Source organism: Halorhodospira sp. 9621 (genome assembly GCF_022228055.1).
GTDB lineage: Bacteria > Pseudomonadota > Gammaproteobacteria > Nitrococcales > Halorhodospiraceae > Halorhodospira > Halorhodospira halophila_A.
Genome location: NZ_JAJNRD010000013.1, coordinates 50,648 through 63,934 on the forward strand (window position 1 = coordinate 50,648; position 13,287 = coordinate 63,934).

General features: G+C 72.5%; 11 protein-coding genes. 9 read left to right on the top strand and 2 right to left on the bottom strand.

Going from position 1 to position 13,287, the window contains the following annotated elements; genetic code table 11:
* The first annotated feature begins 8 nt into the window (after positions 1-8).
* The 5 genes from LRF89_RS07955 to LRF89_RS07975 all read left to right on the top strand — a co-directional run bounded on the left by LRF89_RS07955 (position 9) and on the right by LRF89_RS07975 (position 7,056).
* Positions 9-470 carry a hypothetical protein gene (locus LRF89_RS07955; protein ID WP_238634774.1) on the top strand — a complete coding sequence of 154 codons (462 nt, stop codon included), beginning with the start codon at positions 9-11 and terminating at the stop codon, positions 468-470.
* A gap of 11 nt (positions 471-481) precedes the next feature.
* Positions 482-1,501: a DUF2169 domain-containing protein gene (locus LRF89_RS07960; RefSeq protein ID WP_201169527.1), complete on the top strand. Its 1,020-nt coding sequence runs from the start codon at positions 482-484 to the stop codon at positions 1,499-1,501.
* On the top strand, positions 1,498-2,532 hold the full coding sequence (locus LRF89_RS07965; RefSeq protein WP_201169524.1) for a hypothetical protein: 1,035 nt from the start codon (positions 1,498-1,500) through the stop codon (positions 2,530-2,532). The genes LRF89_RS07960 and LRF89_RS07965 overlap by 4 nt, the downstream gene beginning before the upstream one ends.
* Positions 2,529-6,215 carry a PAAR-like domain-containing protein gene (locus LRF89_RS07970; RefSeq protein WP_238636866.1) on the top strand — a complete coding sequence of 1,229 codons (3,687 nt, stop codon included), beginning with the start codon at positions 2,529-2,531 and terminating at the stop codon, positions 6,213-6,215. Before LRF89_RS07965 ends, LRF89_RS07970 begins: the two co-directional genes overlap by 4 nt.
* Before the next feature lie 319 nt (positions 6,216-6,534).
* Positions 6,535-7,056: a hypothetical protein gene (locus LRF89_RS07975; RefSeq protein WP_238636867.1), complete on the top strand. Its 522-nt coding sequence runs from the start codon at positions 6,535-6,537 to the stop codon at positions 7,054-7,056.
* Here the strand turns inward: LRF89_RS07975 and LRF89_RS07980 are convergent.
* Positions 7,053-8,327, bottom strand: coding sequence for an FGGY-family carbohydrate kinase (locus tag LRF89_RS07980; protein ID WP_201169515.1), 1,275 nt, complete (start codon positions 8,325-8,327; stop codon positions 7,053-7,055). The genes LRF89_RS07975 and LRF89_RS07980 overlap by 4 nt on opposite strands.
* A gap of 75 nt (positions 8,328-8,402) precedes the next feature.
* Here LRF89_RS07980 and LRF89_RS07985 point away from each other — a divergent pair, with 75 nt between their 5' ends.
* Positions 8,403-9,665 (top strand): M20/M25/M40 family metallo-hydrolase, encoded by a 1,263-nt coding sequence (locus LRF89_RS07985; protein ID WP_238634777.1) that lies wholly within the window; start codon positions 8,403-8,405, stop codon positions 9,663-9,665.
* 94 nt (positions 9,666-9,759) lie between these two features.
* On the opposite strand, the gene LRF89_RS07990 is transcribed toward LRF89_RS07985, so the two are convergent.
* Positions 9,760-10,968 (bottom strand): DEAD/DEAH box helicase, encoded by a 1,209-nt coding sequence (locus LRF89_RS07990; protein WP_201169509.1) that lies wholly within the window; start codon positions 10,966-10,968, stop codon positions 9,760-9,762.
* Between the two features lie 228 nt (positions 10,969-11,196).
* Between LRF89_RS07990 and LRF89_RS07995 the strand changes: the two genes are divergently transcribed.
* From LRF89_RS07995 to LRF89_RS08005, 3 genes are all read left to right on the top strand, one after another.
* Complete coding sequence (locus LRF89_RS07995; protein WP_238633360.1) at positions 11,197-11,814, top strand: NAD(P)-dependent oxidoreductase; 618 nt, start codon at positions 11,197-11,199, stop codon at positions 11,812-11,814.
* A 123-nt stretch (positions 11,815-11,937) separates the two neighbouring features.
* Positions 11,938-12,330, top strand: coding sequence for a YajD family HNH nuclease (locus LRF89_RS08000; RefSeq protein ID WP_201169506.1), 393 nt, complete (start codon positions 11,938-11,940; stop codon positions 12,328-12,330).
* Positions 12,331-12,391: 61 nt separating this feature from the next.
* On the top strand, positions 12,392-13,267 hold the full coding sequence (locus LRF89_RS08005) for a PfkB family carbohydrate kinase (protein WP_201169505.1): 876 nt from the start codon (positions 12,392-12,394) through the stop codon (positions 13,265-13,267).
* The last annotated feature ends 20 nt before the right edge of the window (positions 13,268-13,287 follow it).

A 13,287-nucleotide genomic window follows, 5' to 3' on the forward strand; every position in this document is an offset into this window, starting at 1 on the left:
CGTTCGTCATGGAAGATGAACCGGTCCTTGGCCCCGCCAATGTGGGGCTGTACGCCGCCACCGCCGCCTGCTGGGCGGAGGTTCTCACCACCACGCCGCAGGGCCGGGCCACCCGCGTGGCCGTCGACACCCCGGAGGGGATCAGCGAATGGCCGGTGGCCGGCCACGCCCGCGAGCTGGCCTCGCTCAAGCCCGGCGACCGGGTGGTGGCGCTGCTCGATCCGGCCGATCGGGGACTCTACCTAGTCCATGCCCTCGCCGACGCTGACGAGCCGCCCCGCGCCGCGCTCGAGCGGCGCCCCGACGGCAGCTACCTGCTGCGCGGCGGGCACGGCGGCATCCGCCTGGAGGTGGCCGGCGCCGAGCTGGAACTCGGTGCCGACGGCACCGTCCGCATCGACGCCGAGGCGGTAGAGACCCGGGCCCGCGGCGAGTACCGCATCCGCGGGGCACGCGTCGCCATCAACTGAGGCCTGCGCCGATGCTGTCCGTTTCGGTGCAGGGGCCGCTGGACGCGCGCGCCTGGGCGGACCTCGACGCCGCTGGGCGCCCGGGGATCGTGGTGGCGGTCAAGGCCGGCTTCTTCCGCGGTGGGGCGGCCGGCGCGCTGCACCTCGACGATGCACCACCGGCGCTGGAGCCCGCCGAGCGCTACGCCGGGGATCCCGCCGACAGTGCGCCGGTGGCTGCCTCCGAGTGCGTCCCCTTCAAGCAGGGTTGCGACTGCCTGCTTCACGGTGCCGTGCAGCCGCCGCCGGGCCAGGACTGCGCGACGGCCTGCCTGAGCGTCGAGGACGCCGGCGGCCGGCCCTGCCTGGCGCCCAAGCGGGTCTGGGCCGTCGGCGAGCGGGCGCCGCGCGGGTCCAGCCCGCCCCGGCCCCTGGAGCTCCCGGTGCCGCTCACCTACGAGTTGGCCTACGGCGGGCCACCGGGTGGGCCCCGGCATCGGCGCTATGCCCGCAATCCGGTCGGGCGGGGGCACCGGACCGTGTGGCTGGGTGCCGCCGCCGGGCCGCAGCCCCGGTTGCTGTGGGATGGTCAGCGCGCGACCCGGCGCGGGGCCCCGGCTGGTTTCGGCCCGCTGGCCGCCGCCTGGGCCCCCCGGGCCCGGCGCTTCGGCCAGCTGGACGCCGAGGCCTACCGGCAGGGCCGGCTGCGCTACCGGCGCCTACCGCATCCCGATGCCTGGAACGCCGCCCCTGCGGATCAGCGCATCGCTGCCCCACTGCAGGGCGGTGAGCGCATCCGTCTGCAGGGGGTGATCCCGGATGCGGAGCCGGAGCGCACCGTCACCTGGCGGCTGCCCGGCGGTGGCCCGCAGGTCACCCTGTGCCGGCCCGGGCGTGGGCGGCGGGTACCGGTGCACGCCGACACCCTGGGCATCGACGCCGATGCTGCCCGGGTGTGGGTCGTCTGGCGGGGCTGGCTGGCGGAGCCATCGCCGGGGCCGGGCTGGGCGCTGCGCGTGGACACTGGTGGCCTGGAAAGGGGTGAGCGATGAGCCGTACCACGCCCGCTGCCGTGTTCGTCCAGCCGCTGGCTGTCCAGCACGCCGCCGGCGCCGATCCCGCCACCCTGGCCTGCGCGGTGGTTGATGGCCACCGCATCGCGCAGCCCGAGGTCCTCGGCGAGGCGCCGCAGGAGCCAATCCCGGTGTTCAGCGATCCGGCCCGGGAGGGCGATGGCTACGCGGCACGGATGGAGCGCCTGCTCGGCGACAGCGCGGCCCGGCTCCGCGAACGGCTGGCGACAGCGGAGCCCGCGGCGGCAGTGCTCCTGCCGCCGGGCCCGCACCGGCCCGGGGCGTGCTGGGCACGGCGTGACCGGTTGGTCGGGGAGCTGGTAGAGCGGGTGCCGGCCCTGCGGCGAGTCCGCTGGTGGCGGCCGCAGGGGGCGATGGCGCCCCTGCAGCTGCTTCACCGCGCCGTTCAGGCGGTGGTCGAGCGCCGCCTGACAAGCATCCTGATCGGTGGCTTGGATGCCTGTGCCGCCCCGGCCGCCTGCGCCGACCCAAGGGTCCGTCGCCAGTGTCTCCCTGCCGTCGACGGGCCGGCGGCCGCGGATGGTGCCGCCTTCCTGCTACTGCACGGTGACCGCGGGGCCGGGGCGGCAGATGTGCGGCTCCGGCGTTTTGCCCTGGGCGGTCCGCCGGAGCAGCCGGGAGCCTGGCAACGGGTGCTCCAGACGGCGGTGCCGGAGGCGGAGGAGGGCGGCGACCGGGCCGAGCTCCACGGATTCGGCCGGACCCCGGCCGAACGCCACGCCTGGGCGAACGCGCGCCGCCTAGTGCCCGCTCTGCGCCGGGAGCCCGTCGCGGCGCGCCACCTCGTCTGGCGGGCCCTGGGCTTCGCCGGGGCCGCCACGCTGCCCCTGCAGCTGGTGGCGGCGGCCGGTCTGTTGCGCGTCGCGTCAGGCCCGCAGCGGGTTCTCCTCACGGCCGTGGGCGGCGGAGTTGCCGGCGCCCTGGAACTGCGACGACCCGGCGAAGGTGGGGGAGAGGCTGGCGGGTCGCGCGGGGAGGCATCCGCATGAGCCGGCCCACGGTCACCGCCAATGGCCGCACCCTGGTGCACGCCGGCTCGGGCGGCGAGTTGCTGACCACCGACGTCTGCCGCACTACGGTGGGCAGCTCGACGGTGTCGATCCCCTATCTCAACGTCGCCGAGTCTCGCGACGCCGCGGCCACCGCCGGCACGGTCTTCGTCGAGGGGCACCCGGTTTGTACCGAGGGCTCGCAGTTCGCGCGCTCCCGCGGTGACGAGGGCGGCGATAAAGGGGGCACCGTCTCCGGGACGATCACCGGGCCGGCCACCTTCCTCCCCGGTAGCGGCTCGCCGGATGTCTTCGTCGAAGGTATGCCGGTGGCCCGGGCCCTCGACCCGATGGTAGCCAATCACGAGAACACCCCGCCGGCCCCGCTGCTTCAGGAGCAGCTGCCGCCGAGCACCCTGGCCGGCGGCGACCCGGCCCCGGCCTCCCACCCCCGGCCGCAGACGCGCGTCGACATCTGCGGCGGACCCGATGCCCCTCTGCCCGGGGAGGTGGTGGCCGAGCCCGAGCAGGACGACTGGTTCCGCAGTCGGGCCCTGCGCTGGAGCGTCCACGACGGCGAGGGGTGGGTGGCGCGGATCGAGGAGCTCCCGGAGGGCCCCGGTGCGCTGAGGCTGAGCCTGATCGACGCCGACCGGCACCACGGGTTCTGCAAGATCCCCCTCACCCGTGGGGCCGAGCAGCCGGTCTGGCTCCCGGAGGACGAGGCGGAGGCCGCCGCCTCGCCGCCTACGGTCCTGATGCCCACCCTGGTGCGCTTTGCCCGCAACGCCGAGCTGAGCCACCGGGACGCCGGTTTCGGCTTCGGCGGCTGGCTCTACCTGTTCCGCCGGGAGGGCGGCCGGCGGTACCTGTGGCGCGAGTGCTACGTCCATCCCCGCGGGCGCCTCCACGAGGTCAACCTGGCCTACGAGCGCGGCGACGTGCGGCGCCCGGGCGGCGAGGGGCGGCCGGTGCTGCTGCTGCCGATGCGCGTCGGGGGCGCACCGGTGAGTCTGGAGGGGCTGTTCTCGGCCGTGCAGCTGCCCTGGGCGCGGGTAGCGGCCGCCGGTGGGCTTGCCCCTGATGACCCCCGTGCCGGTGCCCACGACGCAGCGCCGCCGGATGCCGAGCCGCCCGCCGAGGACCGCTTCTTCCCGATCGATCCTGCCGATAGGGCCGACACCGGGCCCGGCGATTCGGGGCGGATCGGTGCGAGCGGCGCCTTCTGCGACGCCGAGGCCGAGGAGGGGGAGTCCGAACCGGTGCGCGAGGACCTCAGCCCCTACGCCGACGACGGCCTGGCGGTGCTCTACCTCGACGATCCCCTGGGTGAGGCGCGTCGGCTGGCCCGCGAGCAGGCGGCGCTGGCGGATCATCTCGAGGCCCTGGTCGTCGGGCTGCAGACCGGCACCGACCCGGAGCGTCTGGCCGCCGGGGCGACGCCCGAGGTGGATGAGCAGCAGCTGGCGGCGGCCGAGTCGCTCCACGCGGTGGCGGCGGGGACCTTCCGGCTGGCCTTCGTAGAGGAGCGCCTGGGTCCCGGCGAGCGGTCGCCGGACCGCGAGTTTCTCGAACGGTTGCTCGGCGTGGCCGAGCGCAGCGAGCTCCGCGCCGCCCTCCGCCGGGTACGTCGCCAGCGGTTGGCGTTGCTCGGCAGTCAGCGTTACGCCGACGCCCTGGCGGACTACGTCGACAACAGCCCGCGGCGGATCCTAGAGGGCCTGGCCGCCCTGGGGGTGCACTTCCATGAGCTGGCGGTGCCGGCAGACGCAGCCGACGGCCACATCGGCGATACCCCGGAGGCCGAGGGCGAGGCGGACACCGCCGACCTGGAGCAGGCCCGTGCCCTGTTGCGCACCGTCCTCGCTGCCGAGGGCGAGCCGGCCGGGCTGGCCCGGGTGGCGGCGCGCCTGCTGCCGGCGGAGCCCCTGGCCTTGGGCGCCGGGGCACGGGGGTCGGGTTTGCCGCGCCCGACCCGGGATCTGGAAATCCAGCTCGCCCGGGCTCCGCGGCGGCTCCAGGCGGGGGAGCGTTGCTGCGACCTGGCTGAGCAGCGCCGTGCGGTGACCGCCGACGATGCGGCGGAGGTCCTGTACCTGCTGCTGAGCACCTTTGCCGAGCCGGTGACCTACCAGGGGGACGCCCTTGAGCACGTGCTGCGCATCACCCGGCGCTTCCGCGAGCTGCCCGGCTTGTCCCTGCTGGCCGGGCTGGAAGTGACCACGGTCAGCTACCCGGCACCCGACCTTGATGGCGTCCCGCTCGCCGAGCTCCAGCGCCGGGCCGGGGCGCCAGCAGGTGGCGAGACCCGGACCCTGCGCATCGAGCACCAGGGCCACGAGCGGCGCTTCCGCATCCTTGCCGCAGGCACCCCGGACTACCACGCCGTCACCGCCGATGCTGGCCATGGCCCGCTACAGATCCTCGGCAGCCCGCGCGCCGCCGAGTTGCGCATCGAGGAGGAGGTCCGCGTCCGCGAGCTGCGTTCCACCCGCATGCCGGAGGGACGCCTGGCCGACCTGGCCGAACGCCTCTCCACAAGCTCCGGCGGCCACGCACTGCGCAGCGTCTTCGGCGCCCTGGAGCTGATCAACATCGGCCAGGCCGTGCGCCAGACCCGCACCGAGGACTGGTACCACATCGCCGGGGCCGTAGCCTCCTCCCTGACCCTGGCCGAGCTCCTGGCCCAGACCCGGTTGGCCTATCTGAAGCCGCGGATCCCGTTGGGGGACCCGCGGTACGCGCGCATGGAGCGGCTTGCGTCCCGGGTCAATTGGTTCGGCAGGACGGCAGCCTTTGCGAGTGCGGCGTATGCCTGGGGAGCGGCTTCAGGACGGTACGGACGGGATGACCAGATGGCTGGTCGCACATGGCTTATCGCCGGGATGATGTATAGCGCAGCCGGGATTTTCTGGCTTTCAAGTGGTGGTGTTCTAGGCGCAGCTTTCCTTGTGGCTGGTATTGCTCTTTCCGGGATGGCTTCACTTTTAACCGACGCCCGGTTTGCGGACTTCTGTCGCAATGGCCCCTTCACCGCATCGGCACGGCAGCGGCTGGGGGCATCGGCCGGAGATCCGGGGTGGGCCTGGGTCGCCCGGGCGGTGGAGGCCGGGCCGCAGCCCCGGCGGCCCGCCGAAGTCGGCAGCTGGGACGACTGGCCGGCCGTGGCTGCCTGGTGGCAGCGGGTCCTGCACCGGCCGCCGCTGCGGGTGGCCGCCGAGTACAGCCAGCAGCTGGGCGGTCGCGGTGGCCTGCGTCAGGTCCGCCTGACCCTGGAGGGGGTGGTCTGGCGGCGGGACCGCCTGGAGTGCCGGGTCCTGCGCTGTCCCGAGAGCGGCGCTGGCGGAGAGCTCACCCCGCTGCCGCCCGCCTTCCTTGAGGCGGAGCCCCTGGGGGCGCCGGGCGCCCTGAGCCTGACGCTCTCCTGGGACCAGGTGTCGGTCCCGGCGGGGTGGCGCGGCGAGCTGTATTTCCTCGTCCGCCAGCGGGTGGCGCCGGCGGCCGGTGGTGGTGGTGACGACTCCCTGCCGGAGCCCGAGGCGGACGGGACACCTCGCTACTGGGTGGCCCGGGTGCCGGTACCCGCCTGGCACGGCCGGGCCGAGGCCGCGGTGCTTGCCCGTGCCCTCACCGTGGAGGAGGTACTTACCCGGGCGGCGGGCGATCAGGGGACGGGGGCGTGACAGGGAGGGCTCGATGGCACTGACATTCTACCGGCCGCCGTTGATCAGTCGCTGGCTGGCCCGCCGTTCGGCCTTAAGGCCCTGGCTGGCCAAGGATCTGGGCCGTTTGCCCTCTTGGCCAATAATAGACTGGACACTACAACAAGCTCCTGCCTCGGCTAGGGCAGATGACAGTCGCATCGAGATAGCTTGTAAGTGTGATTCGGGCGATGTGGTTTTCTCTCCGCTTGTCGCGGGTGGCTCCTATCTGCTTTTGCTCGTGGCAGGATCAGCGATTTCGGTGCACGGCACCTTTATAGAGTATCCGTCTGGTTTTGCCGTGTTGACCGGCGCCCTTGCTCTCCTCTCCCTGCTGCTGGCCTTCCTGCCGGCGTATGCCCTGGCCATCGCCCTGCGCCAGTTGCGCAGCTATATCCGCATGCGCCGGGGCAAGCGGCCCCCGCACACGGTGACCTTCGATCGTCGCAACCAGACCGTCTCCCTCCCGCCGGTTGGTGAAGGCGAATACATCGAGGTGCCCTGGCAGGAGCTACAGGTCATCCCCGAGTACAGTCCGGGGTCCTACGGCGGTCATTTCGGCGGGTTCAGCGCCCTCCGCCCGGACAATCACCTCAGTGTGCCGTTGGGGCGGCTGCAGGAGGAGTGGGACTTCTACTGCTGGTACATGGACCCGCGCAAGCCGCTGCCGCCGGGGCGGGTGTTCGATCCGTACCGCAAGCGGGACGACGAGCGACGCGCCCGGGAGTACGGCCCCGAGGTGCTGCGCCGTTACCCGAGCGCCTTCACGGACGGCAGCCTGGAGCCGGCCGGGCGTCGTCGACAGGGCGGGTATTCCAGCTAGGTGTCGATCAGCCCGCCGGCCAGCCGGGCCGCGCCCACGGCGGCCTCAGCCTCCTCGGCAGCGCTGACGGGCACGCCCAGGTAGCGGCTGCGGATCCGCGTCCAGGCCGGGTTGGCGGCGCCGCCGCCCACCGTGATCACGCGCTCCAGCGCCGGTGCGCCTAGCTCCTGCAGTCGGCGATAACCCTCGGCTTCCACGGCGGCGACGCCCTCCATCAGCCCTTGGAGGAAGCGGACCGGGTCTTCGGGACGGGGTTCCAGTCGCGGTTGCAGCTGCGGGTCGGCGTAGGGGAAGCGCTCGCCGACGGCTGGCAACGGGTAGTAGTCCAGGCCGGTGTCGTGGTCCGGGTCAAGCCGGGCGCTCAGGGCCTCTAGCTCCGCTTCGCTGAAGTAGCGAGTCAGGATGCCAGCGCCGCAGTTCGAGGCACCACCGGCGAGGAACTGATCGCCGAGGCGGTGGCTGTAGACCCCGTGTTCCGGGGCGAAGACCGGCTGGCGGCTCACCTGTTTCAGGGCCAGCGTCGTGCCCAGCGAAGTGACAGCCTCTCCGCCGACGCGGGCGCCGGTGGCCAGGAAACCGGCGATGGAGTCGGTGGTGCCGGCGACGATCTGGCAATCGTCGCGCAGGTACGTGGCCCGGGCCACCTCGGCGCGGATCGTGCCGATGGCGGTGCCCGGTTCGAAAGCGGCGGGCAAGCAGTCGTCGGGCAGGGGTACCCTCTGTAGCCAGTCCGGCCAGCACCGGCTGACCGGATCGTAACCCAGCTTCAGGGCGTTGTTCTCGTCGGTGCAGTCGAAACGCCCGCACAGCCGCCCGGCGATCCAGTCGGTCTGGGTCAGCAGCTGGCACGGGCCGCGCAACCCGTAGAGCGCGGCCAGGTGCAGGGCGCGGGCCAGGCCGGAGCTGCTGCCGTGGGCGCCGCTCGTCGCCGGCGCCTGGTGGGCGACCACCGCCGCCCAGGTGCCGGCGGCAGGCTCGTTGTAGCGCATAGCGCGGGTCAGTGGCGTGCCATCGGTGGCGGTCCAGACAACGGTGCCGGACGTGCCGTCCACGGCCACCCGGCCGACCGGTCGCCGCGTCTCGGCCACGGCCCGGGCCAGGGCCGAGCGGGCGACCACCCACCAGGTCTCCGGATCGGCGGGCATGACGCCGTCCGGCCACTCGGCCCGGGCGCGGCTGAGTACCCCGCCCTGGTGGTCGACCACCGCCGCCCGGCACCCGGAGGTGCCGACGTCGAGTCCGGCACTGGCGTATCTGCGGTTCGATGCCACGGCTTGAGCTGCGCTATGGTGTGAGCCTGGCGACCAGTATCACGCAATCCGATAGCCACACGCGAGAGGAGGCCCATGTCCCAGTCCAGCAAGCCGTGGACCCAGTCCATGCCCGAAGAGCAGTTCCAGCGCATGCGCGACGTCCTCGCCGCGCCCAGCCCCGTTGGCCTCGAAGGGGCCATGACCTACGGGGTGCTCAAGCCGTACTTCGACTCGTTCGCGCCTGCCGACTGGCGCGTGCACCAGTTCCAGGGGCACGCCGGGATCGTCCTCGATACCCACCCGGGGCGGGACGACCTGTTCAAGGTGATGGTGGTCGGCCACGCCGACAAGATCCGCATGCAGGTGCGTAGCATCGGCGACGACGGCAAGGTCTGGATCGACAGCGACTCCTTCCTGCCCGGCACGCTGATCGGCCACGAGGTCACCCTGTTCAGCGAGGCCCCGGAGAACCCCGGTGCTTACCGGCGCATCGAGGGCGGCACGATCGAGGCCCTAGGGGCCATCCACTTCGCCGACGAGGAGACCCGCACCGGGCGTAAGGGCGTCAAGAAGGAGCAGCTCTACCTGGAGCTGCAGGTCCACGGCGAGAACAAGAAGAAGCAGGTCGAGGGGCTGGGCGTCCGCCCCGGTGACCCGATCCTCCTCAACCGGCCTATCCGCCGTGGGTTCAGCCCGGACACCTTCTACGGGGCCTACCTGGACAACGGCCTGGGGTGCTTCACCACTGCCGAGGCTGCGCACCAGATCGCCCAGGCCGGCGGCGCTCGCAACGTGCGCATGCTCTTCGCCATCGCCAGTTACGAGGAGATCGGCCGCTTCGGCAGCCGCGTACTGGCCAGCGAGCTGCGCCCGGATGCACTGATCGCCGTGGACGTGGACCAGGACTACGTTGCCGCCCCCGGGGTTTCGGACAAGCGCTTCCAGCCGCTGACCATGGGGGCCGGGGTGACCTACACCGTCGGTGCCGTGGCCAGCGAGCAGCTCAACGCCGTGATCCAGCGCGTGGCCAGCGAGCAGGAGATCCCTGTCCAGCGCGACGTCAGCGGTCGCGATACCGGCACCGACGGCATGGCCGGGGTGCTCGGCAACGTCGATTGCACCGCCGCCTCGCTGGGGATCCCGGTGCGCAACATGCACACCATTTCGGAGAGCGGCCACACCGGCGATGTGCTGGCGGCCATCCACTTGGTCACCGGGACCCTGCAGGCCCTCGATGCTCAGGACGACGGCAGCGGCCGACTGCGCGACACCTTCCGCCAGGGTCATCCGCGGTTGGATCAGGCGGCAGGGCTGGCGCACCCGGGGCCCACCGCCAAGGGTGTCAAGGACGCCTAGCGGTCAGCGCCTGGGTAGTGGGGATCAAAAAAGGGGGGGTGCCGCCGCGGCGACACCCCCCTTTCACCCGGTCTGCGGGTGCCGGTTGCCGGCGTCAGGCGGCGCGCCCGGGACGCCCGCCCTGACCGCGGCGCGGGTTGCCGCGCCCGGGGTTGCCGCCGCCGCGGCGGGCCGGCTCGAAGCCCTGGGCGATCTGCGCCGGGATCTCGCGCTTGACCAGCCGCTGGATGGCCTTGAATTGGCCGCGCTCCTCGCCGCCGACCAGCGACCAGGCCTCCCCGCTGTCCCCGCCGCGACCAGTGCGGCCGATGCGGTGGATGTAGTCCTCGGGGTTGTTGGGCAGATCGTAGTTGACCACGTGGGGCAGGCCGGCGATGTCCAGCCCGCGGGCGGCCACATCGGTGGCGACCAGGGCGCGGACCGACTTGCGCTTGAACGCGGCCAGGGCCCGGCCGCGCTGCCCCTGGCTCTTGTCGCCGTGGATCGACTGCGAGCGGATGCCCTCGCGCTCCAGCTGCTCGGCCAGGCGGTCGGCGCCGCGCTTGGTGCGGGTGAAGACCAGCACCTGGCGCCAGTCGCCGTCATTGATCAGCTGGGTGAGCAGCTCGCGCTTGCGCCCGGCATCCACAAAGTAGGCGCCCTGTTCCACCGCCTCGGCGGCGGCATTGGCGGTGCCGGTCTCGATGACCGTCGGATCGTTGAGGAAACGGCGCGCCAGGCCGCCCACGGCGCCGGAGAACGTCGCCGAGAAGAGCAGAGTCTGCCGGTGGTTCGGCACCGACTTCAGGATCCGCTCGATGGCCGGCTTGAAGCCCATATCGAGCATGCGGTCGGCCTCGTCAAGGATCAGCATGTCGACCTGACGCAGGTCCACGTTGCCCCGGTCCAGGTGGTCGATCAGCCGGCCCGGCGTCGCAACCACGATGTCCACCCCACGGCGCAGCGCGGCAGTCTGCTTGCCCATCGGTGCGCCGCCGTAGATCTCCGTGGAGCGCAGCGGCAGGTGGCGGCCGTAGGTGTCCACGCTGGCGCTGACCTGCGCCGCCAGCTCGCGGGTGGGGGTCAGCACCAGGGCGCGGATGCGGCGCTGGCCCTGCTGCGGAGCGGTGTCGGTCAGGCGCTGGAGCAGCGGCAGGGTGAACGCGGCGGTCTTGCCGGTGCCGGTCTGGGCGCTGGCCATGACATCGCCGCCGCCGAGTACCGCCGGGATGGCCTGAGCCTGGATGGCGGTCGGTTGATCGTAGCCCTGCTGGGCGACGGCGCGGAGCAGTTCTTGGGAGAGGCCGAGGTTATCAAAGGTCATAGAGACACTCCTGAATCAGGACACGCCAAGGCGCCGACGCAAGCGCCGGTAGTGAAAGGAACATCGAGGAAAGGCCTTGGCGGATCGATCCACGACCGGTTCGAGGGTACCGGGCCGGGATCACGCAGGAGCGTCGGGCGGTAACCTGGGGCGCCAATTTCGGGGGCGCCTCTGCAAACACGGGTGGACTGTACCACAGTGGAATCGGGAAGGGGAGGAGAATCGTCCATGAAGATTGCGGTGTTTGGTGGGACCCGTGGCGTCGGGGCCGAGGCGGTGCGCCAGGCCCTGGCGCGCGGATGGCGGTGTCGGGTGCTGGCGCGCAGCGCGGACCGGGTACCGGAACTCCCTGGGGTCGAGGTGGTGGTTGGCGACGTGCTCGACCCGGAGGCCGTGGGGCGGACGCTCTACGACTGCGACGGCGCGGTCATCGCCCTGGGGCAGACCCGGCGCAACCCGCCGCGGTTGTGTAGCGAGGGCACCCGGGTGATCGTCGATGCGATGCAACAGCAGGGTGTCCCCCGGGTGGTGGCGATCTCGGCCATGGGGGTCGGTGACAGCTACGCCCAGGTCTCGGTGGTCTTCCGGCTGCTGATTCGTACCCTGATGAAGGAGCTGATGATGGACAAGGAGCGTCTCGAGCGGATCCTGCGCGACAGCGACCGCGACTGGGTGGTGGTTCGCCCGGGGCGGCTGACCCACCGTCCGGCCCGCGGGCAGTGGCGCGCCGGAACCGACCGGGAGACCGGCGCCGGCTCGGTGAGCCGAGCCGATGTGGCCACCTTCCTGCTCGATCAGCTGAGCGAGGATCGCTACCTGCGCCAGACCCCCTACATCACCGGCTGAGCCCCGCGGGCGGCAGGGGCGGCCGACGGCCCCGGCCCGCCGCGGCGGCGTGGCGGTGCCGGGGAGGGGTGGCTACCATAGACGGTGCTACAGGTACATCGAGCCGGATCAGGGAGGTCAGCCATGGGGCAGTCCGACGGGAAACGCCTGGACGCCATCGTCGCCCGGGCCCAGCAGGAGCGCGCCGAGCGCGAGCGCGGCTACCGGGAGAAGGCGCTGAAGCTCTTCCCCTGGGTGTGCGGCCGTTGCGGGCGCGAGTTCGACCGGCGCAACGTGCGCGAGCTTACCGTCCACCACATCGACCACAACCACGACCACAACCCGGAGGACGGCAGCAACTGGGAGCTGCTGTGCCTCTATTGCCACGACCACGAGCATCAGCGCGAGATCGGTCCGGCCACCGGCCCGGAAGCACCGCGCAAGAAGGGGCGCGGCGCCGCTCCCCAGGCGACGCACACGCCCTTCGCCGGGCTCGGTGATCTGCTTGGGCGCGATCCGGAGCAGGGCAGCGACTGATCCCGCCCGTGCCCTGCCGCTGGGTCAGCCGCCAAGAGAGACGGTCGCAAGGAGTCGAATCATGCCGACGATCCTCGCCGTCGGGATCGCCACCCTCGACGTCATCAATACCACCGAACGTTATCCGGCCGAGGACGACGAGGTGCGGGCCATCGCCCAGCGCGTGGCCCGCGGCGGCAACGCCGCCAATACCCTGGATGTGCTCGCCCAACTCGGTCACCACGGCCGCTGGCTCGGCGTCCTGGCCGACGATGCCGACGCCGCACGGATCGCTGCAGCACTGACCGAGCGCGGCATCGACTATCGCCATGCGCCGGTGTGCGCCGGCGCGCGCTCCCCGGTCTCCTACATCACGGTCAGCCGTGCCACCGGCTCGCGGACCATTGTCCACCACCGCGATCTCCCTGAGCTTGCCGCCGCGGACTTCGCTGCGCTGCCCCTGGACGGTGTCGACTGGCTTCACTTCGAGGGGCGCAATGTTGCGGCCACCCGGGCCATGATTCGGGATGCCCGGGCGCGGGCGCCGCAGCTGCCGATCTCGGTGGAACTCGAGAAGCCCCGCCCGGAGATCCACGCCCTGGCCGCGGCGGCCGACGTGGCGATCTACGCCCGCGCCTACGCGCAGGCCACGGGCCACGCCGATCCAGAGGGTTTCCTGGCCGGGATGCCCTGCGGTGGGCTGGCCTTCTGCGCCTGGGGCGCCGACGGCGGCTGGCTGCGCCGCGGCGACGGCACTCTCCACCACGAGCCGGCCTGGCCGCCGGCGCAGGTGGTGGATACGGTGGGCGCCGGCGACTGCTTCAATGCCGGGCTGATCGACGCCCTGAGCCGCGGCCAGGCGCCGGAGCGGGCGCTGCGCCGGGCCAATCAGGTGGCCGGGGCCAAGTGCGGTCAGGAGGGTTTCGCCGGACTCGCCCGGTTGCTGGGGGGCGCCTAGGAACCACGCGGGGCCCAAGG

Coding starts and splice junctions, on each gene's coding strand:
- LRF89_RS07985 (WP_238634777.1), top strand. CDS start 8,403: ATGTCCCAGTCCAGCAAGCCGTGGACCCAGTCCATGCCCGAAGAGCAG.
- LRF89_RS07965 (WP_201169524.1), top strand. CDS start 1,498: ATGAGCCGTACCACGCCCGCTGCCGTGTTCGTCCAGCCGCTGGCTGTC.
- LRF89_RS07970 (WP_238636866.1), top strand. CDS start 2,529: ATGAGCCGGCCCACGGTCACCGCCAATGGCCGCACCCTGGTGCACGCC.
- LRF89_RS08005 (WP_201169505.1), top strand. CDS start 12,392: ATGCCGACGATCCTCGCCGTCGGGATCGCCACCCTCGACGTCATCAAT.
- LRF89_RS07995 (WP_238633360.1), top strand. CDS start 11,197: ATGAAGATTGCGGTGTTTGGTGGGACCCGTGGCGTCGGGGCCGAGGCG.
- LRF89_RS07990 (WP_201169509.1), bottom strand. CDS start 10,968: ATGACCTTTGATAACCTCGGCCTCTCCCAAGAACTGCTCCGCGCCGTC.
- LRF89_RS07960 (WP_201169527.1), top strand. CDS start 482: ATGCTGTCCGTTTCGGTGCAGGGGCCGCTGGACGCGCGCGCCTGGGCG.
- LRF89_RS08000 (WP_201169506.1), top strand. CDS start 11,938: ATGGGGCAGTCCGACGGGAAACGCCTGGACGCCATCGTCGCCCGGGCC.
- LRF89_RS07955 (WP_238634774.1), top strand. CDS start 9: ATGGAAGATGAACCGGTCCTTGGCCCCGCCAATGTGGGGCTGTACGCC.